At 69.9% G+C, this 21,998-nt stretch carries 17 protein-coding genes, 1 tRNA gene and 1 pseudogene; 11 read left to right on the forward strand and 8 right to left on the reverse strand.

The features are described from left to right. From H5411_RS22340 to H5411_RS22360, 5 genes are all read right to left on the reverse strand, one after another. On the reverse strand, positions 1-1,767 hold a 1,767-nt coding region (locus H5411_RS22340; protein WP_183124931.1), incomplete at its 3' end, for a VirB4 family type IV secretion system protein. Further along, positions 1,764-2,915 (reverse strand): PrgI family protein, encoded by a 1,152-nt coding sequence (locus tag H5411_RS22345; protein WP_101438030.1) that lies wholly within the window; start codon positions 2,913-2,915, stop codon positions 1,764-1,766. The genes H5411_RS22345 and H5411_RS22340, both read right to left, overlap by 4 nt. Continuing rightward, entirely contained in the window at positions 2,912-5,044 is a 2,133-nt protein-coding gene (locus H5411_RS22350; RefSeq protein ID WP_101438031.1) for a TrbL/VirB6 family protein, read from the reverse strand. Before H5411_RS22350 ends, H5411_RS22345 begins: the two co-directional genes overlap by 4 nt. Positions 5,045-5,048: 4 nt before the next feature. Further along, on the reverse strand, positions 5,049-5,378 hold the full coding sequence (locus H5411_RS22355; RefSeq protein WP_238604466.1) for a pilin: 330 nt from the start codon (positions 5,376-5,378) through the stop codon (positions 5,049-5,051). A gap of 161 nt (positions 5,379-5,539) precedes the next feature. Further along, a complete protein-coding gene (locus tag H5411_RS22360) occupies positions 5,540-6,562 on the reverse strand; it encodes a hypothetical protein (protein WP_037364578.1) in 1,023 nt (340 codons plus the stop codon). Between the two features lie 532 nt (positions 6,563-7,094). Here H5411_RS22360 and H5411_RS22365 point away from each other — a divergent pair. The 7 genes and pseudogenes from H5411_RS22365 to H5411_RS49355 all read left to right on the forward strand — a co-directional run. After that, entirely contained in the window at positions 7,095-8,078 is a 984-nt protein-coding gene (locus H5411_RS22365) for a hypothetical protein (protein WP_143271441.1), read from the forward strand. Then, positions 8,071-8,988 (forward strand): DNA methyltransferase, encoded by a 918-nt coding sequence (locus tag H5411_RS22370; RefSeq protein ID WP_183124932.1) that lies wholly within the window; start codon positions 8,071-8,073, stop codon positions 8,986-8,988. The genes H5411_RS22365 and H5411_RS22370 overlap by 8 nt, the downstream gene beginning before the upstream one ends. Positions 8,989-9,099: 111 nt before the next feature. Next, positions 9,100-10,335, forward strand: coding sequence for a DNA-methyltransferase (locus H5411_RS22375; protein WP_051166187.1), 1,236 nt, complete (start codon positions 9,100-9,102; stop codon positions 10,333-10,335). Further along, a complete protein-coding gene (locus H5411_RS22380; RefSeq protein WP_051166188.1) occupies positions 10,332-11,375 on the forward strand; it encodes a DNA-methyltransferase in 1,044 nt (347 codons plus the stop codon). The genes H5411_RS22375 and H5411_RS22380 overlap by 4 nt, the downstream gene beginning before the upstream one ends. Beyond that, positions 11,372-12,739 (forward strand): DNA-methyltransferase, encoded by a 1,368-nt coding sequence (locus H5411_RS47715; RefSeq protein WP_037364587.1) that lies wholly within the window; start codon positions 11,372-11,374, stop codon positions 12,737-12,739. The genes H5411_RS22380 and H5411_RS47715 overlap by 4 nt, the downstream gene beginning before the upstream one ends. A gap of 186 nt (positions 12,740-12,925) precedes the next feature. Then, positions 12,926-13,513 (forward strand): hypothetical protein, encoded by a 588-nt coding sequence (locus H5411_RS22390; RefSeq protein ID WP_037364589.1) that lies wholly within the window; start codon positions 12,926-12,928, stop codon positions 13,511-13,513. A 696-nt stretch (positions 13,514-14,209) separates the two neighbouring features. After that, positions 14,210-14,824, forward strand: a pseudogene (locus tag H5411_RS49355) (recombinase family protein); the annotation flags it as partial. Between the two features lie 703 nt (positions 14,825-15,527). Here H5411_RS49355 and H5411_RS22405 read toward each other — a convergent pair. Next, a tRNA-Arg gene (locus H5411_RS22405) sits at positions 15,528-15,603 on the reverse strand. 105 nt (positions 15,604-15,708) lie between these two features. On the opposite strand from H5411_RS22405, the gene H5411_RS22410 reads away from it, so the two are divergent. From H5411_RS22410 to H5411_RS22420, 3 genes are all read left to right on the forward strand, one after another. Then, positions 15,709-16,830, forward strand: coding sequence for an epoxide hydrolase family protein (locus H5411_RS22410; RefSeq protein WP_101438033.1), 1,122 nt, complete (start codon positions 15,709-15,711; stop codon positions 16,828-16,830). A gap of 132 nt (positions 16,831-16,962) precedes the next feature. Then, on the forward strand, positions 16,963-17,877 hold the full coding sequence (locus tag H5411_RS22415) for a cation diffusion facilitator family transporter (protein ID WP_183124933.1): 915 nt from the start codon (positions 16,963-16,965) through the stop codon (positions 17,875-17,877). A gap of 10 nt (positions 17,878-17,887) precedes the next feature. Then, positions 17,888-18,484 (forward strand): flavin reductase family protein, encoded by a 597-nt coding sequence (locus H5411_RS22420; RefSeq protein WP_101438035.1) that lies wholly within the window; start codon positions 17,888-17,890, stop codon positions 18,482-18,484. A 37-nt stretch (positions 18,485-18,521) separates the two neighbouring features. Here H5411_RS22420 and H5411_RS22425 read toward each other — a convergent pair whose 3' ends face one another. Beyond that, on the reverse strand, positions 18,522-19,172 hold the full coding sequence (locus H5411_RS22425; protein WP_244194951.1) for a DUF305 domain-containing protein: 651 nt from the start codon (positions 19,170-19,172) through the stop codon (positions 18,522-18,524). A gap of 119 nt (positions 19,173-19,291) precedes the next feature. After that, a complete protein-coding gene (locus H5411_RS22430) occupies positions 19,292-20,128 on the reverse strand; it encodes a DUF3105 domain-containing protein (RefSeq protein WP_101438036.1) in 837 nt (278 codons plus the stop codon). 202 nt (positions 20,129-20,330) lie between these two features. Between H5411_RS22430 and argS the strand changes: the two genes are divergently transcribed. Beyond that, positions 20,331-21,995, forward strand: a complete 1,665-nt coding sequence (argS, locus tag H5411_RS22435) for an arginine--tRNA ligase (RefSeq protein ID WP_101438037.1) — start codon at positions 20,331-20,333, stop codon at positions 21,993-21,995. Positions 21,996-21,998 lie beyond the last annotated feature (3 nt).

A 21,998-nucleotide genomic window follows, 5' to 3' on the forward strand; every position in this document is an offset into this window, starting at 1 on the left:
TGTGATGAGCGCGTTTTCCTGCGGCGAAGCCAGCGACTGGAACGCGACTCGCTGCGTCCCGGTCGAGAGCAGACCTTGTCCCTTGTCCGCGGAAATCAGGAACTGCTTCTCACCCTCGGACAGGTTAAAGGTCTCCACGATCTCCTCGATCGCCTGCGGCGCTTGACGTAGCAGAATCTGCGTCGCCGCGTTAGCGATGATCGCCTTGCCCAGGTCTGTCCCGAGGACGTCGCCGACGTCTTGGGTCGCGATCGTCAAGCCCGCCCAGTGTTTCCGGGCTGCTTTGGCCATCCGGTGCAGAAAACGCGCGCCGGCAGGGTCTTGCATGAGCAGCCACGCTTCGTCGACGGTGATCAGCCTCGGCCGCCGGATGGCCGGGTTGGACACCCGCCGCCACACCGTGTCCAGCGTGAGCAGGGTGCCGATCGGCCGGAGTTCGTCGGGCAGGTCACGCAGGCTGAACACGGTCAGGTGGCCCTCGGGCCGCGTGGTGGTCGGCCCGGAGAACATCGTGGAGAACGCGCCCTCGACGAACGGGTGCAATCTGGAGCCGAGATCCGTGGCGATCGGATCGCCGGTGGCGGTGAGGACCGCGGCGAGATCCGCCAGCAGCGGTGCCTGCCTGCCCCAGGTCCGCGGGTCGCTGGTGATCCCGGCTTGCTGGTAGGTGGCCATGATCGCCCGGTCGAGCACGGCTCGTTGCTGCGCGGATAGTTCGGTGCCGAGCAGCACTCCGATGACGGTGTGGCCGAACAGCGCCCGGCGCGTGAGGGCGTCTTTGGGGGCGGTGCGGCGACCGTCCGGCCTGATGGCGATCGGAAGGTCGAACGGGTTGATGCGGACGTCGGCGTCGCCGAGGTGGATGTAGGTGCCGCCGATGGCCTCGCCGAGTCGTCGGTACTCGTCCTCCGGGTCGATGATCGCGACCTCGACGCCGCGGTAGAGGCTGCGCAGGGTTTCCAGCTTCACCAGGTAGGACTTGCCCGCGCCGGAGCGCCCGAGCACTACGGCGTTGTAGTTGTCCGCGGAAAAACGGTCCCAGTGCACCAAACCCTGCGATCCGACGTTGAACCCGTACAGCACACCGGCCGGTGCAGCGACACTGGTCGGGTCAGCGGGCGGCAGATCGGGGCTGGTGAAGGGAAACGCGGCGGCCAGCGCACTGGTGTCGAAGGTGCGGCGCATGCCGATGAGATCGAGCGCGAGCGGCAGGGTGGACACCCAGCCCTGCAGCGACCGGTAGGTGGTCGGCTGCGCGTTCATCAACAGGGACGCGGCGAGCGCTCGCACTGCGGCGACCTGCTCGCCGAGATCGTCCTCGCTGGTGGCGTGCACGGTCAGATACAGCCCGAGCCGATACAGCTTGCCTTCGCCGCGGGCGACCCGGGCCGAGAGGTCGTAGGCGTCCTCGGTGGCGGCCTCGACCATCGGGTCCAGCAACCGCCCCTTCTCGCTGGTGTGTCGCCGCCCCGATTCCAACTTGGACAGCTGGCGCTTGAGCCGGTGGGCGGCGGTGACCGGGTCGATCGGCTCGATGTGCAGCGACACGTCGACGCGGCCGGGGTAGGACAGCAGCGGTTGCAGCCATCCGGCGTGTACTTCGCGCGGGTAGCCGGTGACTGCGAAACTGGCGACCCATTCGCCGCCGATCTCCAGGTGCCGGGGTGCGACTGACAGCGAATCCGGCGTGAACGCACTGGCCCTGCCCAACGGTGCATTCGCGTGCTGCGTCCCGCGGCCTCGGGCACGGCCGAACTTCCTGCTCATAGGTCCCCGCCCTCCCATTCGTCCAGGACCGTCGGCTCCGGTGCGCTGTCGCGCCCGCCCCGGCTGGTCGTGCTTCGGTGATGGACTGGTGGCTGGTCGTCGGGGTCCGGGGCGGCGGTGGTGATGACTTCGTCTGCGCCGGCCAGGCCTGCCGAGGGCGGGATCAGGCTGTCTGGGTTGCACGCGGTGGCCAGCACGGCGGTGGCCTGCCCGGCCTCCAGGGGCGTGATCGTGATCCCGGCTGGGGAGAGCAGTTCGGTGGCTTCGCCCAGCCTCCGCACGAGCCGGGTTTCCGCCGAGTGCCGCGCGGTCTCGGTGACCTCGCCGTCCCGGCTGCGGGCGCGTCGTGCCCGCAGTGCGGCGAGCGGGGACGCGCCGCCGAGCCCGTCGGTCGGCCCCGTGGCGCGGATCGGCTCGCGCAGCACCAGCAGTACCTGGCGGCGCAGCAGATCGGTGGAGCGGCGCAACTGGTCGAGGTAGGTCGCGTGCTCGGCCGCGGCGGCTTCGAGCATCGGATGCGGCAATCCGGGGGCGGCCTCGCGCAGGTCGCTGATCTGCTGGCTCAGGTCCAGCCGTTCGGCCCGGATGAGCATTTGCACCGGCGCGGAGATCGAGTGCAGATACCGGCCGAAGCTGGCGACCAGGGCCTCTTGCTCGCCGGGTGTGCGGAGGGCGAAGTTGACGGTGCTGGCCACTGCGACCATCGCGACCCCGTCGGGGCCGAGGTCGACGACCCCGGCCTCGGTGACTCCTTCCGCGGGCAGCCGCAGCGCCGCCGGAGACACCTCCGACCTGCCCGCCACATCGGTCGCGGTGATGGTGCTGGTCAGCCACTCGGGTGCGGGCCGGACCCCTTCGGGGGCGGCGACGCGGCGGCGGGGTTGCAGCCGCTGGCGGAGGGCGGCGAGCATGAGCCGGTCGAGGCTCATGCCGTCGCGCTGACCCAGCGCCAGGACCGCGGCCGTGACACCGAGAGGAACAGCGGCGATCAGGAAGATCGGCAGCGGCACCACACCGCGGGTCAGCGTCCAGGCACCGTAGAGCACGATCCCGGTCACGGCGAGGATCGCCAGCTGCCGGGCGGTGAGGTTGGCCAGGACGCGATCCTCGCGATCGACATCGGAGGGGATGCGCACGGGCTGGGTCATGACTTCTCACCTCCACGGGGCGGGGCTTTCGGCGGAGCTGGTGGCGTGGTCGGCGCCCGGAACGTCACCGGCGGCACGGACGGCGTGCGCGGGCGGGCGTCGCCGAGGCGCGGCTGCGGGTGCGCGGTCCGGAACACCGGCGCGGCGGGCGGCGCAGTCGCGGGCGTGGCCGGACGGGACACGTGGGGCGGTTCCGGCGTCGGCGGCTGGAACCGCAAGTACGGAGGAACCGCGGCCGTCGCGACCGGCCGAGCCGGAGTCGCGGCACCACCGGCTCGGCGCGGTGCACCAGGAGCTTGGAACCGGGGCGCCGTCGGAGCCCGCCTGCGGTGCCGCCCGGCGGGCGGCGGGGCTGGGATGCCGGGCTTGGGTGCGGAACTGAATTCGGGCATGGTGGGTCCTTGACTGGCCGAGGTGACGGCCGGGTCGTGGATGGTCTCCTGCGGACCGGGCTGCAGAAACTCCGGTCGCTGCGAGGGCGGGCGCGGCTGCTGGGCAGCACGGGCGCGCTCGGCGTCGTAGGCCGCCTGCATCCGCTTGTTGACCGCCTCCGGTGTCCGCGGGCTCCGCGGATGAGGGGGCCACGGCGGATCGGCAGCAGCACCGCCCCGGCCACCGCCGCCCCTGTGTCCCTTGCCGCCGGCGGCCGTGCTGGCCTTGCCGAAGCGGCCGGACTTCCCGGCGACCATCCCGAATGTTTTCGCTGCGATGTAGGTCTTGACGAGACTTCCGAGGAGAGAGCGGCCGTTGCCGATCCTGGCGGCCGAGAGGAACCAGAACGGAATCTTGAAGAGGACGTAGAACAAGGCGATCGCGGCGATGAGCATGCCGAGCGCGGACAGCGTCGAGCCGAACAGATGCACCCCGCCGGTCAGGAAGGTCCGCACGGCGCCGATCAGCACGAGCGACTGCGCGACCTGGATCGCCAGCGTCGCCCCGGTCGCCTTCCACCACCACCGGGCGATGCCGTCGGTGTGGGGCAAGCCGTGACACATCAGAAACAGCGGCCCGGTGGCGATCAGGATCAGCGTGATGACGACACGCACTGCGTAGACAGCCAGCAGGGCGATCCCGACGACCACCAGCACCAGCGCCAGCAGAATCATGAAGAACCCGCCGGAGACCGCGCCATCGACCGCGTCCTTGAGCGTGGATCCCAGCGAGGGCGGGTCCACCCCGTCGCCAAGGACTGCGGCGGACAGCGCGTTCGCCAGCCGGATGAGCTTCTCGGCGAAGAACAGCGACAGCGCGGAGGCGAGGAACCCGATCGGGATCCGCGGGCCGATCTCTTTGATCGAGTACCGGCTCTGCACCGTCTCGTGGGACATCACGACGATCCCGGCGACCAGGATCAGCATCCCGTAGCAGGCCAGCACGATCTGCCACGAGTTGTCCCACAGTTCGCCGATACCGGGAAGCTGGTCCAGCGTCGGCGTGGTCAGCACGGTGTGGCCGAGCAAGTCCAGGATCGGCGACAGCGCGGCGGTGACCAGATCCTTGAACACGCCGTTGATCGCCTTGGCGATGCAGCCGGTGATGTTGGTCAGCCCGCAGTCCGGATCGCCGTTTCCCGTACTGGGACCGCCCGGCCGCGGGCTCGTGCTCGGCGGCGGGGTGGGCTGCGGAATGCAGTCCTCGCCCGTGCACGGCGGGTTCGCAGTCGTGCTCGGCGCGGCGGTCGGGCTGCCGGGTGTGCAGCCGATCTGGCCGGGGAAGCAGCTCGTGGGTGGCGGCAGTTCGGTGATCGGAGGCAGTGGCGTCGCCGGGACCGACGGGCGCGGCGAGCCGGTCGGAAAGCGGCACGCCGGGTCCGGCGAGTTCGGGGCACACGTGTCGCTGGGGTTGGGCGGCAGCGGCAACGGCGGCGGTTGCTGCGCCGCGGGCTGCGTGCTCGGCTGCCGGGGTGCGCCGGGCGCGGCCCACGCACTGACAGCCAGCGCACCGCCGAGCAGCATGGTCAGGCCCAGCGCCAGCAGCCAGACCCGCCGCCGGGAACCACGTCCGGTGCGCTGCGGGGTCGGCGGGGCGAGCAGGACCCGCTCCCGGCGCACCGGGTCCAACGGGCGCGAGCCGGTGCCGGGCTCGCCGCGATCGGGCTCGGGCACGCGGGAGCGTCGGGTCGCGGTCATAGCCTCAGGCCCCGACAATCCCGCGCAGGGTTTCCACCACTAGCGGTGCCAGCGCAGCCAACCCGTAGCCCCAGCCCGCCGACTTGAACGACTGCTTGGCCTTCTCGACTTCGCCGGGGTCGCCCCCGGCCATCAGGTACCGGACGCCGCCGATGGTGAGGAACACCGTCGCCAGCCCAGCGAGGATGCCGATGAGCCAGTTGCGGATGTTGTCGAAGACCTGCCCGACGCTGCTCGCGATCGCGAGCACCTGTGTGGAAGCCTGCGCCGCATCCGCGGCGAGCGAGCTGAGCAGGACCGCGCCGAGTACCGCGTAGATCGCCGCGTGGCGCACTGGCCGCGACCGAGAGATCCGATGACAGGTGCGTGTGGTATCCGTGTGTGCCGTCGGCCGCGAGTGGCTGACGACGCCGGGGCGGGATCGTTTCCGGTCGGTCGTGCTCGACGCGAGGAAGCACGACGGCGCGGGGGTGTGCTGAGTCTGGGGATGGGGTGTCACGCGCATCGGCGCACCTCCGAAGTCGGCTCGTGCTCGGCGGTACGCGGAGAGCCGGGTGAGGTCTCCCCGCGCCCCAAGAGGCCGGATTTCGGGTCGTTTTTCGACACCGCCCGTGACGATTTCCTGGAAGAAGCCGGTCGGCCGTTGCGCAGACGACCGCTCACAGCACGTGACACACCTGGGTTTTCCTCGGCGGGAGCGTCCGGTGGATCGACGACGAGAGCGGCGACAGCTGCGTCGGCGACAGGGTCTTCGGGGCCAGCGCCGGCGACCTGATCGCGCAGCCACGCGACGAGTCGGTCTTCGGCTCGATCACGGGCCTTGAACGCGGTCTTCAGCGCAGCGCCATGACGGTGCGCCCAGTCGGTCACCGAGGTGTCGCCGAGCCGTGTCGCCGAGATCAGTTCCGCTTCGGCGGGGGTGAGAATCTGCTCGCCGACCGCCCGCGCGAGCACCAAGTCGGGATGTCCGTACGGCGGGCGCGGTGCCGCGGAGCGGTAGCCCGAGCCCGCCGGCATCGGAGCGTCGAGCGACTCCTCCAATGCTTCCTGCCCGGCGCGGCGGGCGGCGAAGTGCAGCCGGACCGCGATGGCCGGGTCGGCCAGATCGACGGTCGACAGCGCGTGGACAAACCCGGCGAGCACCGCCGCGTGGGCGTCCGCGCGATCGCCGCGATACCGCGCCGCCAGCCATCGCGCGCTCGCGGCCAGCGACGGCAGCGCCATCCCGACGCACGCCACCGTCCAGGCACCCCCGTGCGTGCGGGAACGCAGCACCAGGTGCGCCCACACGTCGTCGCGCGTGCGGGGCGGGCACTGCTTGCTCATCACCCGGTCCCGCAGTTCGTCCAGCGGCACCGGGCGCCGCGGCAACCCGGCGAACCGGGCCCCCTGCACGGCCATCGGCTTCGGCCCGGTGACCAGCCACCCGAAGGCGTCGCGCGCGGTGTCCAATGGCAACCATTCGTGTCCCCCGCGATCAGGGCGGATAAGCGCAGAAGCAGTCTCGTCGTTCGTCATTTGATGCGCTCCTGACTGGAGTTGGTGAATCAGCTCCGTCAGGACGCCAGGGCGGCGACAAGAAAGGGGCAAGAAAAGAACAAGGATGATCTTGTTGGCAGGCAAATTCGGCTACTAAAACCGAAGCCTCGAAGGACTCGAAGACCTCTTGCTGGCGGCGCACCCTGGCGGCGTCCTCGATCGTCTTAGTAGCTGGCGAGCTGGCGTTTAAGCGATCCTTAGTAGGCAAGCGACTGTTCGTAGAGGAGGGTGCACGACGACTCGGTCGGGCGACTTTGATTCGGATCGGAAATTCTTCTTGGCTCAAGTCGGGATGGTTCGACAGCAGATCGACCCCGCACTGTGTTGGACCCGAATAGTTCCGAACGTCCGGGAGTGTCGACGTATTCGGACTCTCTTCTCGCTGCGTGCGGTTCAGAGCTTCGGGAGTTTGTCAAAAACCTGGAAGTGCGGTGTCGAAAAGCGGCCTCAAAACCCGCCTCTTGGGGTGACTTGGCAGACCGCGCCGATCACACTGCGAGGAAGGCCGCCGATGACTCCAACACCGCACCCTGAGCCCGGAAGCCGCCGCCATCACACGCCGCATCACCGCACGGCGAGCGCGGCGCGTACCCGTCACGGACGGCACCGCGCACCGGAGCGCCTGCCCGCTGTCGCGGCTGCCCGCCGGCCACGTCCGGCGGCCTTCTGGCCGTTCGCCGACGCGGAGATGCTGCCCGGCACCGCGCTGCTTCCCGGCTGGCTCGGACGCACGATCGTCACCCTCGTCACGACCTACACCCGCCCCGGCGACCGCGTCCTTCTCCTCACCCCGCCACCGTCCCCACGCACCCTTCGGCACGCGGTCGGCGGTGCCCGCGACGCCGCCCCCTACGCCGGTCTCGCCGAGGCGGTCTGGACCGTCGCCCGGCTCGGACGCAGCACCGACACTGCGACAGCGGTACTCGCCCCCGACTGCCCGGGCGAGCACACCGACTCGCCCCGCCGTTCCGGAGTTGAGTCGGGGTCGCGACCCCGACTCGGTCGGCTCGATCTGCACCCGCTGGCCGACCCGCACCCAGACTCCCCACGCCCTCCGCGTCGCGACGGAGACCGACCGCGCGGCGGTTTCGACCTGATCATCACCTCGCTCGACCCGCGCGCCACCGACTGGCTCGCGCGCGCCGACTGGGACGCCCTGCTCACCCCGCGCGGCCTCGTTGCTGTCGTCACGCACAGTGATTCCCGCGATGGCCAGCTGCGTGATCCGCTAGCGACCTTGCTGAACACACTGGGTAGTCGCGGATTGCGGTGTCACGATCACATCGCCGTGCTCGCCACGCCTGTGCCGAACCTGCCGGACCGCCCCGACCGGATGTGCGCCGAGGACTCCGTGCCGGACTTCTCGCCGCGCGCGGCCGACGCCGCAGCGCCGCCGCTGCGCTCGGTGCACCACGACCTCGTTCTGCTCGGGCGGCTGTCGCCGGACGCGACGGACGACCGTGGCATCGAGGGGAAGGAGACCTCGGATGTCTAAGAGCGCCGACAGGCAGCTCCCCCGCGCGTCGGGGGAGCGGTCCGAAGGCCCGATTGTGGCGTCGGTGTGGCCGACGGGGACTGACAGCTTGACGGCCCAGCTGACCGAGGGCGGCTACCACGACGCCACCGGTGCCGACCCCGGCCTGATGGCCCCGGCGATCGCCCGCTACGCCGTCGCGGCGCTGACCCGGCCCGGCGATGTCGTGCTCGATCCCGACTGCGGCGCGGGCACCACGATCGTCGAAGCGCTCCGGACCGGGCGGCACGCGATCGGGTTGACCGGGCAGCGCCGGTGGTGGCGCCTGGCGCGCGCCAACGTGACCGCCACGAAGGCGCGGGGCGTGTTCGTAGACGGGATGGTCCTCGTCCTCGACCGACGCCCCGGAACGGCCGCCGCCGCAGTCACGGCCGGGTTGACCGGACGGATCGCTCTCCTCCTGACAACCCTGCGACCCGGTCCGGTCGGCGACATCGATGGTGCACTGGAGAGGTTGCACGGACTGCTTGCGCAATACCGGCCGCTGCTGCGTCCGGGCGGGCACGTGGTCGTCACCAGCGCCCCGCAGCGCCACCCCGTGCGGCACGACCTGCTCGACGTGCCCGGCCGGATCGCGGCGGTCGCCGGCGCGGCCGGGCTGGCGCCGGTCGCGCGGTGCGTGGCGTTGACCGCCGCAGTGCGACGAGGCCGCACGTACACCCGCGCGTCGCTGGCCCAGCGACGAGCCGCCGCCCGAGCGGAACGCGTTCTCGGGCATCCGGTCGCGCTGCCCGCGCACCACACCGCGCTGGTGCTCCGGGCCGATCCCGACGCCGCCGATCCGGCCCTGAACCAGTCCCTCCCCGCGCTGCCCGCGCCCCCACCACGCGGCCACGGGCGCGGAACACGGCCCGATTCGGCCGCCGCCTGAGTGCGCGCCGCGTCGCCCAGCACCCGCCGGCAACCCGCCTGTGGCGCAGCGACGCGATCCGACGTACTGCGGCTCGCGATTTCAACCCAACGTGCCGAAGGAGCGAATCTCATGGACACCGTCCACTACCGCGATGACACCGTCACGTTCTGCACCGGCGACGCCACCGCGACCCTCGCCGGCCTGGCGGAGAAATCGGTGGACTGCGTGGTCACCAGTCCGCCGTACTGGGGGCTGCGCGACTACGGGACCGGAACCTGGGTCGGCGGCGATCCCGGTTGCGCGCACCTTGCCGGGTCCGGACGCGGCGGCAACATTCCCCAGTCCAAACACCCCGGTCTCGCCTATCCCGCGTCGGCGGCGCATCGCGGCGGCGAGCCGCAGCGCTGCCGCCGGTGCGGTGCCCGTCGCGAGGACGACCAGCACGGCCTGGAGGCGACCCCGCAGGACTACGTCGACCGGCTGCGGCAGGTCTTCAGGCAGCTGCGCCGGGTCCTGTCCGACACCGGCACGGTGTGGCTGAATCTGGGCGACTCGTACTCCGCCGAACCGCCCGGCCGCACCGGGGACGCGATGCGGGCGAGCACCCTGTCCGGTCGCAGCGCGGCGGCGCCGCTGCGGGAGTCGGTGCGCCGGGCCGGGGTGGCGCGCACGCGGTCGCTGCCGCGGAAGAACCTGGTCGGGATGCCGTGGCGGGTGGCGTTCGCGCTGCAGGCTGACGGCTGGATTCTGCGCAATGCGATCGTGTGGCACAAACCCAATGCCATGCCCGAATCCGTGCGTGACCGGTTGTCGAACCGGTACGAGATGCTGTTCCTGTTGACCAAACAGCAGAAGTATTTCTTCGACCTCGACCCGATCCGCGAACCGCTCGCATGCCCGGAAGCCCTCACGTCGGGCAGTGTGATCGGCGGCGCGAACAAGGGCCGCCACAGCGGGATCGGCGCGACCGCGCGCCGCCGCGGACACAGCGTGTACGGCAAATACCGGGATACCGAGCCGTTTTCCGCGAAAGCGCACGGGGACGCGATGCGCCCGACCGGCGCGCGGCACACCGCCGCGCATGCTCGGGGCAAGAATCCGGGTGACGTCTGGTCGATCACCACCCGCCCGTTGCGGGAGGCGCACTTCGCCGCGTTCCCGGTCGACATCCCACTGCGCTGCATCGCGGCCGGATGCCCAGCCGGCGGTGTAGTGCTCGACCCGTTCAGCGGTGCCGCCACCACCGGACTGGCCGCACGCCAGCTCGGCCGCTCCTACGTCGGCATCGACCTCAACCCGGAGTTCCACGAGATCGGCCTGCGCCGCCTTGGTCTCACCGCACAGAACACCGGGAGGGCGGCATGACCACCTTCGCCGCACGCTCCCCTGAGGACGACGCCGTCACGCTGGTGACCGCCGACGCCGAAGCCGGAATCCAGAACCTGCCCGAGGATTCGATCGACTGTCTGGTCACCAGCCCGCCCTACTGGCGGCTGCGCGACTACGCACCCGACACTTGGACCGGTGGCCGGCCCGGCTGCCGACACCGGTCCGCAGGCCTCGGCAGCCGGGGTTCAGTGCAGCAGAGGTGCCGGGATTGCGGGGCGCGGCGTGAGCATCCGCAGATCGGGCTGGAACCAACTGCGGACGACTACGTCGAGACCGTGCGCGCAGTGTTCGCCGCGGCCCGGCGGGTGCTGACTCCGCGGGCCACCGTGTGGGTCAATCTTGGTGACAGCTACTCCACCAATTCCGACGGCTATTGGTGCACGACCCCTGGGCATACAGGGCAATCGCACTACCGGCCGCGAGCGGACGTGCCGCACAAGAATCTGCTCGGCATGCCATGGCGGCTGGCCTTCGCTCTGCAGAACGACGGGTGGATCTTGCGGTCGGCGATCGTCTGGCACAAGCCCCACGCCACGCCCACATCGATCTCCGACCGTCTCGCGACTCGGCACGAGATGCTCTTCCTGTTCGTCACGCAGCCGGACTACTACTTCGACCTCGATGCGATCCGGCAGCCCTACACCGGCGACCGGGCTCTGTCCCGGCGCGCCCACCACCGGGGCACCAAACCGAACACCGCCCGCGGAACCTGGCCCCGCACACCCGCCGACGGACAGCGTGGTCGCAACCCCGGCAACGTGTGGACCATCCCGCCGGACCGCACCCGTATCGGGCATCCCGCTCCGTCGCCGGCCGAGATCCCGCGGCGCTGCATCGCGGCGGGATGCCCGCCCGGCGGTCACGTCCTCGACCCGTTCAGCGGCAGCGGCACCACCGCCGTCGCCGCCCGCGAACTCGGCCGACGTTTCACCGGCATCGACACCAACCCCGCCTACCACGAGCTCGCACTCCGACGCATCACCGCAGTCGACCCGGACACAGGACGGCCGCAATGACCGACGACACCGCCTTTGTTCAACCGGAAATCATCCACGGCGACGCCCGCGCCCTTCCGGTCCCGGACGCCAGTGTCGATCTGGTGGTCACCAGCCCGCCCTACTTCGGGCTGCGGACCTACCGCGATGGCGACGCCGTCTACCGCGGACAGCTCGGTGCCGAAGACACCCCGGGTGCCTATCTCGAGAACCTGATCGCCTGTACCCGCGAGATGATCCGCGTCCTCCAACCGTCCGGGTCAATCTTCGTCAACCTCGGTGACAAGTACTCCAGCTACAACAACGGCAAAGGCCGCTCCCTGAACGGAACCCGCGGTGCCGGGCAGGTCCCGGACGGCGGCGACCCACACAGCCGCAGTGTTCCGGCGAAGTCGCTGATCGGCTTGCCCTGGCGCTACGCCCTGCGCTGCGTCGACGAACTCGGGTTGATCTTGCGCGCCGAGATCATCTGGTCCAAACCACACGGACTGCCCGAGGCCGTGCGCGACCGGGTCCGCCGCAGCCACGAAACCTGGTTCCACCTCACGCTCAACCCGCGCTACTACAGCGCTATCGACACCATCAGACTTCTGCATTCCGCGCCGAGTCTCGTTCGTGTGGCACCGCACCGATCCCATCCTGGCCGCGCGGCACGCGACGGTCGGTACTACCCGGGCGCAAAACAGCAGACCCTGAAACGACGCCAGATGTCGCACCCGCACGGCCGCCTGCCCGGATCGGTCTGGGAGATCGCACCGCAACCCCTGCGGGTGCCCCCGCACCTCGGGATCGCGCACCATGCGTCGTTTCCGGTGGAATGGCCTCGGCGACTCGTCCTCGGGTGGTCACCACGACGCGTCTGTACTGCGTGCGGGCACGGCCGCCGCCGAGTCCCGATCGCTTACGGCCTGGACACCTCCCGGCCCCAGACGCGGCGGGCGCTGGAACTGGTGCGCGAGCACGGCCTGACCGAGGCCCACCTGTCCGCGCTGCGAGCCGCGGGACTCAACGACACGCCCCGCGCCGTCGACACCCAGGGCCGTCCGGGCGGGCACGAGCACCCCGGTGGGCAGCTCGTCGCCGAGGCACGCGCCGCACTGGGCGGCTACGCCCGCGAATTCCTGCTGTCGCGCGCCACCGAGTTCGCCGACGCCTGCGATTGCGCCGACACGAACGCGGCCGGCGTTCCCGGTGTGGTGCTCGATCCCTTTGGCGGCACCGGAACCACCGCGTTAGCCGCCGCCGTGCACGGCCGGCGAGCCATCTCGCTGGATGCCAGCCGCGACTACTGCCGCCTCGCCGCCTGGCGCGTCCACGACCCCCGCCAGCAAGCACGAGCCCGCGGCACCCACCCGGCCACGGAACCGGCTCCGCGCGCAGCGTGACACCCGTGCCGGTGTGACGTGGACGACAGGCGAGGCCCACTCGTCCGGGGCCTCCGCTTTTCGCCGATCGACGCTACGATCCCAGGCCCGCAGCATCCCAGCTGGACCCTCTGGCCAGCTGGTTTGCGCTGAGCGACAGGCGCTTGCGCGTGGCGCGGGACGAGGAGACCAGGAGGCACGATTCCCATGTCCGCCCCAGCAGCGACTACGGCCACCGAGGGGATCGGCGCCGTGTCCGAGCCGATCAGGGCGGCGTTCTACGGACGCAAGAACAGGACCGACACGATCGCCCTGCGCCTCCTGCGTCAGCAGTACCAGTTGTGCGAGCAGACGTTTCGTCCTCGCGTGGTGATCACCCACTGCTTCTACGACCTGCCCGCCGACGTCGACCCGGTGATGCTGCACGATGCGGGACTGCCCCGACGCGAGGGCGGGTGGCGCGAGCTGGCTGCGACTTTGTCCACTCCGGAACCGGGCTACGACCTGATCGTCTGCGAGAAGGCGGAGCGGCTGTCGCGCGATCCGTTCGAGATTCTGGCTCGCGAACGCCTCGCCGCGCAGCACTGTGTCCCGATCATTTACGCGACCGAGCCCTGGGACCCGGTCTTGGAGATGCTGCCGCAGGCGCGTGCGCTCACCGCGCTGATTCGCCGCCGCGTCCAGGGCTCCGGCTATTTCACGATCGAAAACCCGTATATGGGCGGACAAGGGGGTGTGGACGTTGGCCGGGGAATACGAGCGCCGCGACGACGCCACCGGACGTCTGGCTCCTGACGAACCACCGGAACTGGTCGCGGAAATCCGGGCTGTGGAAGGAATCGAGGCTCAGCGGCTGGCCGCGGAACAAGCACGAGTGTTGTGGGAGGTGACGGAATGGCAGGCCCGGAACAGGTCCGTCGGTGGGCTGGACAACGCAGCGTAGGACCCGTACGGAGTCGTTACGGCAAAGCGGCGGGCTGCGAACCGATGTGCACCTCCTCGCAGCCGACGGTTCTTCGCTTCGCATGGCTGGGCCGTGTGTCCACACGGGACATGCAGGACCCGACCCTCTCCTTGCCGCGCCAGTTGGGGTCGTCGCAACGCTCGCTTCCCGAAGGCGGCCTCATCGTCGCGCATTTCTACGACGTCGAGTCCGGGCGCATGGATCTCGACGCTCGTGGAAGCGGCCGCGCGCACGAACAGTTCGACATCCCGATCCCGCGTGACGGGGGTATCCAGGATCTGCTCGCCGAGGCCGAACGGCCTGATCGGCGGTTCGACTATGTCATCTGCGAGTCGATCGAGCGCACCGCCCGGCACATGTACTACGGCACCACCATCGAACATCGCTTGGAGCGCGCCGGAGTGCGCCTGCTTGCCGCAGACGAGCCCTTTCAACTGACCACAGTGGACGGTCGAAAACCCAAGACTGCCACGCAACTGTTGACCCGGCGGGTCAAGCAGAGCATCTCCGAGTTTTACGTCGTAGACATGCTGGAGAAGTCCTGGGACGGCTACGCTACCCACACCGAAGCCGGGTACAACATCGGCAAAGCCTGCTACGGCTACCGTGCGCGTCACGTACCGCACCCGGTTCCCGCCAAGCGCGCCAAGGGCGCCAAGAAAACCTTCCTCGACGTCGACCCAGCCCAGGCGCCCGCGGTGCGCAAGGCATACCACTGGCGAATCACCGAACGGCTCGGCTACCAAGCCATCGCGGACCGCCTCAACCTCGACCCCTCCAGCTACCCGCCGCCCGTCCCCGTCGACCCGAAACGTGCCGTCGGCCGCTGGACCTACTCGAACGTGCGCGACATCCTCACCAATCCCAAGTACACCGGGCACATGGTGTGGAACCGCAGCGGACGCAAGTCCCGAGGAAACCGCGCCAACCCCATCGGGGAATGGATCTGGACCACGAAACCCGTCCACGAAGCTCTCGTCACCCTGGAGGACTGGCTGCAAGCCCAGGACGTCAGCGGCCACCGCTTCGGCTCCCGCAGCACCGGCAACAACACCAACGTCAAACATCCCCAGACCAAGCGCAGCTACCTGCTGCGCACCTACCTGTTCTGCGGCGACTGCGGCCGCCGCATGAACGGCAAGACCCGCCGAGGCCACGCCTACTACGTCTGCGCCCCGAAGAAGGGGTACGTCCCCGAGGGGCACCCCGCCGCGGGAAGCTTCTGGATCCGCGAAGACGCCATCGTCGACAAGCTCAACGAGTTCCTGTCCGCCCACATCTTCGGCACCTACCGCCGCAGCCTGCTGGGGGATGCCGCTCGCGAACTCGGCGCTGCCGCGCAGCGGGAACGAGAGCAGCGCATCGACGCACTGCGCCGCGAGATCAACGACACCGTTCGCATGATCAAGAACGTCGTCCGCAGTTTCGCGCTGTTCGAAAAGCCGACCAAGGAACTTGTCGGCGAGATCAACGACGAGCGCAGTGAGCTTCACGAACGCAAATCTCAGCTCGAAGTCCAGCTCGCCCAGATCGAGGAGGAGAATCAGCAGGCGGTCAACCCTGACCTGCTTGACGCTCTGCCCGTGGGCGAGGTTCGGGTCGAGGAGTTGCCCGAGGACGTCGCACGGCGACTCTTCGAAGCCCTCCGGCTTGAGGTGCGCTACCAGAAGCGCGCCAACCAGATCAAGTGCACAGCCACGCTCGTAGGACCCGCAGTCTCAGCGGTGCGGCAGGCTGCTCGCGGTGCCGTCATCTTACCGTTTGACCGCAGCAAGCGCATTGACCAGCGTAAACACGAGAAAGAGGAGGATGTCATGTCTGACATCTCTCCCGTTCCCATCCTTGTGGTGCCCTCGGCAGGATTCGAACCTGCGACACCTGCCTCCGGAGGGCAGTGCTCTATCCCCTGAGCTACGAGGGCTCGCTTGCGCGACTGAACAGAGCCTAGCGCATGCCCCGTTCCGGCTGTGCACAGGAGGGTGCTTAACGCGGTAGCGTCGGATCATCGACGCGGAGGGAGGCGGCGGTGCGCGCCGAGCCGTTCCAGGTCAGGGTGGCTGAAGAGGACATCGACGACGTGCGGGCGCGGTTGCGGCGCACCCGGTGGCCGGAGGCGGAGACCGTCGCGGACTGGTCGCAAGGGGTGCCTCTCGCTTACGCGCGGGAGCTGTGCCGCAGCTGGGCCGAGGATTACGACTTCGGGTTCGCCGAGCGGCTCAATGTCTTCCCGCAGTTCCGGCAGGAGATCGACGGCCTCGGGATTCACTTCGTGCACCTCCGCTCGCCCGAGCCGAACGCGTTCCCGCTGGTGATCACGCATGGCTGGCCTGGTTCGGTGCTCGAATTCCTCGACATCCTCGGCCCGCTGACCGATCCGCGGGCGCACGGCGGCGACCCGGCGGACGCGTTTCACGTCGTCGCGCCTTCGCTGCCGGGGTATGGCTGGAGCGACAAACCGAGCGAGACCGGTTGGGGCGTCCGGAAAATCGCGACGGCTTGGGATCAGCTGATGGTCTCGCTCGGCTACGACCGCTACGGCGCGCAGGGCGGCGACTGGGGTTCGGCCGTTTCGGGGGCGCTCGGCGAGGTCGCGCGGGAACGGGTCGCGGGCGTGCACGTCAACATGGCGGCCGCGCCGCGAGGCGACTTCGAAGACGAGACCGACGAGGAACGCGAAGGCGCGCAAGCGGCCGCGGAGTTCCGGCGCACCGGCCAGGGCTACTCGGGGCAGCAGGGCACGCGTCCGCAAACCCTCGGCTACGGCCTGACCGACTCGCCGGCGGGGCAAGCGGCGTGGATCGCAGAGAAGTTCTGGGCCTGGACCGACAACAACGGGAGCCCGGAGGACGCGGTCACGCGGCAGCAGCTTCTCGACGCGATCTCGGCGTACTGGTTCACCGCGTCCGCGACGTCGTCCGCGCGGCTCTACTGGGAGAGCTACCGCAGCTTCGGCGACCTCGTCACGGCGCCGTCCGGCATCTCGGTCTACCCGCGCGACCTCGTCCGCCCGTCGCGGCGGCAGGCGGAGCTGAAGTACACCGATCTGCGCTGGTTCGAGCGGTTGCCTCGCGGCGGGCACTTCGCCGCGATGGAACAACCGGCGTCGCTCGTCGAGCAGATCCGCGGGTTCTTCCGGCTCGTGCGCTGATCATCCCACCTCGCGGAACGGGTCTGGGAGAAACGCTTCACCAGGCGTTAGAGTGAAGTTAGGCTAGCCTGCTTTGCACATATGCGCATGTGACTATATATTCCTCTCGACACTGCGATGGGGAGGCGAGCGATGGGACACGGCCACGGGCACACCGCCGCTCCGGCGAGCGCGTCCGGCCGCTACGTCCGCGCACTGTTGATCGCTCTCGCGGTCGGTGCGGGGTTCATGGTGCTGGAGTTCGCGGTGGGCTTCGCCACCGGCTCGCTCGCGCTCATCTCCGACGCCGCGCACATGTTCACCGACGTTCTCGGCGTCGGAATGGCGCTCGCCGCGATCGTGCTCGCGCGCCGCAGCGGGCCGACGCCCAGCCGTACGTTCGGCATGTACCGGGCGGAAGTCCTTGCCGCGCTTGCCAATGCGGTGCTGTTGTTCGGCGTCGCCGGGTACGTGGCGGTCGAGGCGATCGGCCGGATCACCGACCCGCCGGAGGTGCCCGGCCTGCCGGTGCTGCTCGCCGCCGCCGCGGGTCTCCTGGCCAACATCGTGTCGTTCCTGGTGCTGCGCTCGGGCGCGAAGGAGAGCCTGAACGTCCGCGGCGCGTACCTCGAAGTGCTGGCTGATCTGATCGGTTCGGTCGGCGTGCTGCTCAGCGGCGCGATCACGCTCACCACCGGCTGGCGCTACGCCGACCCGATCATCGGTGTCGCGATCGGCCTCTTCGTGCTGCCGCGCACCTGGACGCTCGCCCGCCGCGCGCTGCGGATCCTCTTCCAGCACGCGCCCGCCGGCGTGGACGTCGGCGAGATCAGCACCGAACTCGCCGCGCTGCCAGGGGTCGCGGATGTGCACGACCTGCACGTCTGGACGCTGACCTCAGGCATGGAGGTCGCATCGGCGCATCTGACGGTGAAGGCCGATGCCGAGCAGTCCACCGTGCTCACCAAGGCGCAAGACCTGCTGTCCGTCCGCTACGAGATCAAACACGCGACGCTTCAGGTCGAGGGACCGCAATGCGCCCGTCGGTGCGCGGAGCTGTCCTGGTAGACCGGGGGCTATGCGCAAGGACTTCGACCCCGCAGAGTTGGCCCCGAACGCGTTCTACCGGCTATTGACCGCCACCGTCGTGCCGCGGCCCATCGCTTGGGTTTCGAGCGTTTCCCGCGACGGGGTGGACAACCTCGCGCCGCATTCGTTCTTCACCGTCGCCTCGGCCGCGCCCGCAGTGCTGCAGTTCACCTCGGTCGGGCGGAAAGACACCCTGCGCAACGTCGAGGCGACCCGTGAGTTCGTGGTCAATCTCGCGCCCGAGCCGCTGTTCGAGCAGATCAACGCCACCGGCGCGGATTTCCCGCCGGAGCTGAGCGAATTCGACGAGGCCGGGCTGACCCGCGAGCCGAGCCTGAAGGTCCGCCCGCCGCGGGTCGCGGAATCGCCGGTGGCCTTCGAATGCGAACTGCACAGCACGGTCGGTTTCGGGCGTTCGACGGTGGTGTTCGGCCGGGTCGTGCACCTCGCGGTCAACGAGGACGTCCTCGATGGCGACCACCCGATGATCGACCGGCTGCGGCCGCTGTCCCGGCTGGGCCGCGACGAGTGGGGGACGCTGGGCGACATCAAGGAACTGGCGCGGCCGAAATACACAAGCTCGTGAGCGGCTAGGCGCTCACGAGCTTGTCGGGGAGCATCGATCAGGGGGCGGGCAGCGGCTGCGCGTCCCGCGCCTTGAGCATGCTCTTCATCTGGTCCATTTCCGCGCCCTGGGACACCAGCATGCTGCGGCACAACGCCTTCACCGCGTCGACGTTCGTGTGGTCCTGGGCGTACTCGGCCATCGCCACGCCGCCCTGGTGGTGGCGCAGCATCAGCTGCAGGAAGTCGACGTCCAGCGCACGGCCGGACAGCGTGCGCAGCTTCGCGAGTTCCGCGTCGGTGGCCATGCCGGGCATCGGCGCGCCGCCCGCCGGGCTGCTGGTCGGCATCTGCATGCCCGCGTGGCCCATCGGTTCGGTCATCCAGCTCATGTACGCGCCGGTCGCCTGCTCCGGCTGGTCCCACAGCATGAGCCAGCCCTTCATCCGCCCGACCTGCTCGGTCTGCGTGCGCTCGATGTCGAACGCGAGCTGGCGGATCTCCGGGTCGGCGGAGTGGTCGCGCGCCCAGCCGGCCATGGTGACCGCCTGTAGGTGGTGCACCGACATGTCCTGGGCGAACCCGACCTCGACCGACCCCGCGCCCGGCGTCGCGGGCGCCGCGTCGCCGCCGTCGGTGAGCCGCGTCGCGAAGACCCCGATCGCGGCCCCGACCAGCAGCACCGCGATCAGCGTCCCGCCGATGACCACCCACCGGGACCAGCCGGGCCGTTCCGCCGCGGCGGACTCCTCGGCGGTCTCGGCGTCGGCGGAACGGGCGGTCTCGACGCCGTCCGTCCCGTCGGCGCGGTTTTCGGAGCGGCTCACGGTCACTGCCCGGCGGGCGGGGTCCCCGGCATGCCGCCCTGCTCGTTCTGCGCCCCGGTGCTGCCCTTGTAGTCCATCGGCTTCGCGTCCTTGCCCGGCTTGCTCGGGTCGAACTTCGGCGGGTCACTCGGGTCGAACATGCCCTTGCCGAGCGCGTCGCACGAGGCGCCGATCTCCGGGTACACGCCGTTCGGGTTGGTCCGCAGCGCGGCGATGAACTGGTCGATGCGCGGGTCGCTGGCGCTGTCCAGCTTCAGCTGGTGGCCCCACGACTGCAGCGAGATCGGCTTGTCCAGGCCCGGGTAGGGCGACATCATCGTGTACGGCTTGCCCTTGACGCGCGCTTCGAGCAGCGCGATCTGGTCGCCCTTGACGAGGTCCGGGTTGTAGGCGATCCACACCGTGCCGTGCTCGAGCGAGTGCACCATGTTCTCGTTGCGCACCGCGGTCGGGTACACGACGCCGGTGCAGGTGGCCCAGTAGCCGTCGTGCGGGCCGCCGAACGGCGGGCTCTGGTCGTAGGCCACCCGTTCGGTGGGCAGGATGTGCACCGAACCGGTGTACTGCTTGATCACGACGCCGGGGATCTTCTTCGACGGGTCCGGGTTGCTCGCGCTCGGCGCGAAGGCGGCGGCGGCCGCGTCCCGGGACGCCTGGTCGCGCTTGGGCGCGGACGCCTGCAGGTAGTAGACGATGACGCCGGCCAGCAGGGCCACCACCACGACGACGCCGATGATGGTGCCCCAGGGCGTACGCTTGCCCGCGACGACCGAGCGGTTCTTCGCCGCCTTCACCGCGGAGGCGGACGAGCCCTTCTTCCTGGTGGTCCCGTTGGCCATGATTGCCGAGATCTCCTCGTGAGAGCGGGGAAGGGATCCGGACGGACCCTGCCGGTAGCCCAGTGTAGAGACCGGGCGTGCGATCACCGTGAACACCCGCGAGGCGCCCCGGCGAGCGGAACATCCGCCTCCGGTGTGCCCGCCGTCTCGCCAGCGCGTACCGCCGGAAGCGCGCGGCCGAAGCGCACCTAGAATTCGGCGAGTGACTCCCGCCGCTCTCGCCGATCTGGTCCGCAGCTCCGCCGTGCAGGTCCTCGCCGCACGGGGCGTCGACGCCGCCGTGCTGCCGGAGACCGTGACCATCGAACGCCCGCGCAACCCGGACCACGGAGACTACGCGACCAACCTCGCGCTGCAGGTGGCGAAGAAGGCCGGGCTGAAGCCGCGCGAGTTCGCCGAGGCGCTCGCCGAGGTCGTCGCCGGCGCGGACGGCGTGGCCGCGGCCGAGGTCGCCGGACCGGGCTTCCTGAACTTCCGGCTCGCCGCGGACGCGCAGGGCGAGCTCGTGCGCCAGGTGCTGGCCGCGGGCGCGGAGTACGGCCGCGGCGACGCGCTGGCCGGGCGCCGGATCAACCTGGAGTTCGTCTCCGCGAACCCGACCGGCCCGATCCACCTCGGCGGCACGCGCTGGGCCGCGGTCGGCGACGCGCTGGGCCGGGTGCTCGGCGCGCAGGGCGCGGACGTCACCCGCGAGTACTACTTCAACGACGCCGGCGCGCAGATCGACCGCTTCGTGCGCTCGCTGATCGCCGCCGCGAAGGGCGAGCCCGCCCCGGAGGACGGCTACTCCGGCGGGTACATCAGCGACATCGCGGCCGAGGTGATCAAGGCCGAGCCGAGCGCGCTGAGCCTGCCCGAGGACGAGCGGCACGAGACCTTCCGGCGCATCGGCATCGAGCTGATGTTCAGCCAGATCAAGCAGAGCCTGCACGAGTTCGGCACCGATTTCGACGTCTACTTCCACGAGAACTCGCTGCACGAGTCGGGCGCGGTCGACGCGGCGGTGCAGCAGCTCAAGGACTCCGGCAATCTCTACTTCGCCGACGGCGCCTGGTGGCTCAAATCCAGCGAGTACGGCGACGACAAGGACCGCGTCGTCCTCAAGAAGGACGGCAACCCGGCCTACATCGCGGGCGACCTCGCCTACTTCAAGGACAAGCGCAACCGCGGTTTCGACCTGTGCATCTACATGCTCGGCGCGGACCACCACGGCTACATCGCGCGGCTCAAGGCGGCCGCCGCGGCGTTCGGCGACGACCCGGCCACGGTCGAGGTGCTGATCGGCCAGATGGTGAACCTGGTCAGCGACGGCAAGCCGGTGCGGATGTCCAAGCGCGCGGGCACCGTGATCACGCTCGAGGACCTCGTGGAGGCGGTCGGCGTCGACCCGGCCCGCTACGAGCTGATCCGCTACTCCGTCGATTCCTCTTTGGACATCGATTTGGACTTGCTGCGCAAGCATTCCAACGACAACCCGGTCTACTACGTGCAGTACGCGCACGCCCGGCTGTCGTCGCTGCGGCGCGGCGCGGCGGACCTCGGCCTGAAGGTCGACGGGTCCGGGGCGGACGTCGATTTCGGACTGCTCACCCTGCCTGCTGAAGGCGACCTGATCCGCACCATCGGCGAATTCCCGGCGGTGGTGCGGCGGGCGGCGGAGATGCGCGAACCGCATCGCGTGGCCCGCTACCTCGAGGAACTGGCCGGCGCGTACCACAAGTTCTACACCGTGGGCCGGGTCCTCCCGCAGGGCGACGAGGAGGCCACCCCCCTCACGTACGCCCGGCTCGCTCTGTGCGAAGCCGCGCGCCAGGTGCTGGCGAACGGCCTGTCGCTGCTCGGTGTCTCCGCTCCGGAACGGATGTAAGAA

It is taken from the genome of Amycolatopsis echigonensis (assembly GCF_014174495.1).
In the GTDB taxonomy this organism is placed as follows: Bacteria; Actinomycetota; Actinomycetes; order Mycobacteriales; family Pseudonocardiaceae; genus Amycolatopsis; species Amycolatopsis echigonensis.

Coding starts and splice junctions, on each gene's coding strand:
- H5411_RS22345 (WP_101438030.1), bottom strand. CDS start 2,915: ATGACCCAGCCCGTGCGCATCCCCTCCGATGTCGATCGCGAGGATCGC.
- H5411_RS22350 (WP_101438031.1), bottom strand. CDS start 5,044: ATGACCGCGACCCGACGCTCCCGCGTGCCCGAGCCCGATCGCGGCGAG.
- H5411_RS22360 (WP_037364578.1), bottom strand. CDS start 6,562: ATGACGAACGACGAGACTGCTTCTGCGCTTATCCGCCCTGATCGCGGG.
- H5411_RS22365 (WP_143271441.1), top strand. CDS start 7,095: ATGACTCCAACACCGCACCCTGAGCCCGGAAGCCGCCGCCATCACACG.
- H5411_RS22370 (WP_183124932.1), top strand. CDS start 8,071: ATGTCTAAGAGCGCCGACAGGCAGCTCCCCCGCGCGTCGGGGGAGCGG.
- H5411_RS22375 (WP_051166187.1), top strand. CDS start 9,100: ATGGACACCGTCCACTACCGCGATGACACCGTCACGTTCTGCACCGGC.
- H5411_RS22380 (WP_051166188.1), top strand. CDS start 10,332: ATGACCACCTTCGCCGCACGCTCCCCTGAGGACGACGCCGTCACGCTG.
- H5411_RS47715 (WP_037364587.1), top strand. CDS start 11,372: ATGACCGACGACACCGCCTTTGTTCAACCGGAAATCATCCACGGCGAC.
- H5411_RS22390 (WP_037364589.1), top strand. CDS start 12,926: ATGTCCGCCCCAGCAGCGACTACGGCCACCGAGGGGATCGGCGCCGTG.
- H5411_RS22415 (WP_183124933.1), top strand. CDS start 16,963: ATGGGACACGGCCACGGGCACACCGCCGCTCCGGCGAGCGCGTCCGGC.
- H5411_RS22420 (WP_101438035.1), top strand. CDS start 17,888: ATGCGCAAGGACTTCGACCCCGCAGAGTTGGCCCCGAACGCGTTCTAC.
- H5411_RS22430 (WP_101438036.1), bottom strand. CDS start 20,128: ATGGCCAACGGGACCACCAGGAAGAAGGGCTCGTCCGCCTCCGCGGTG.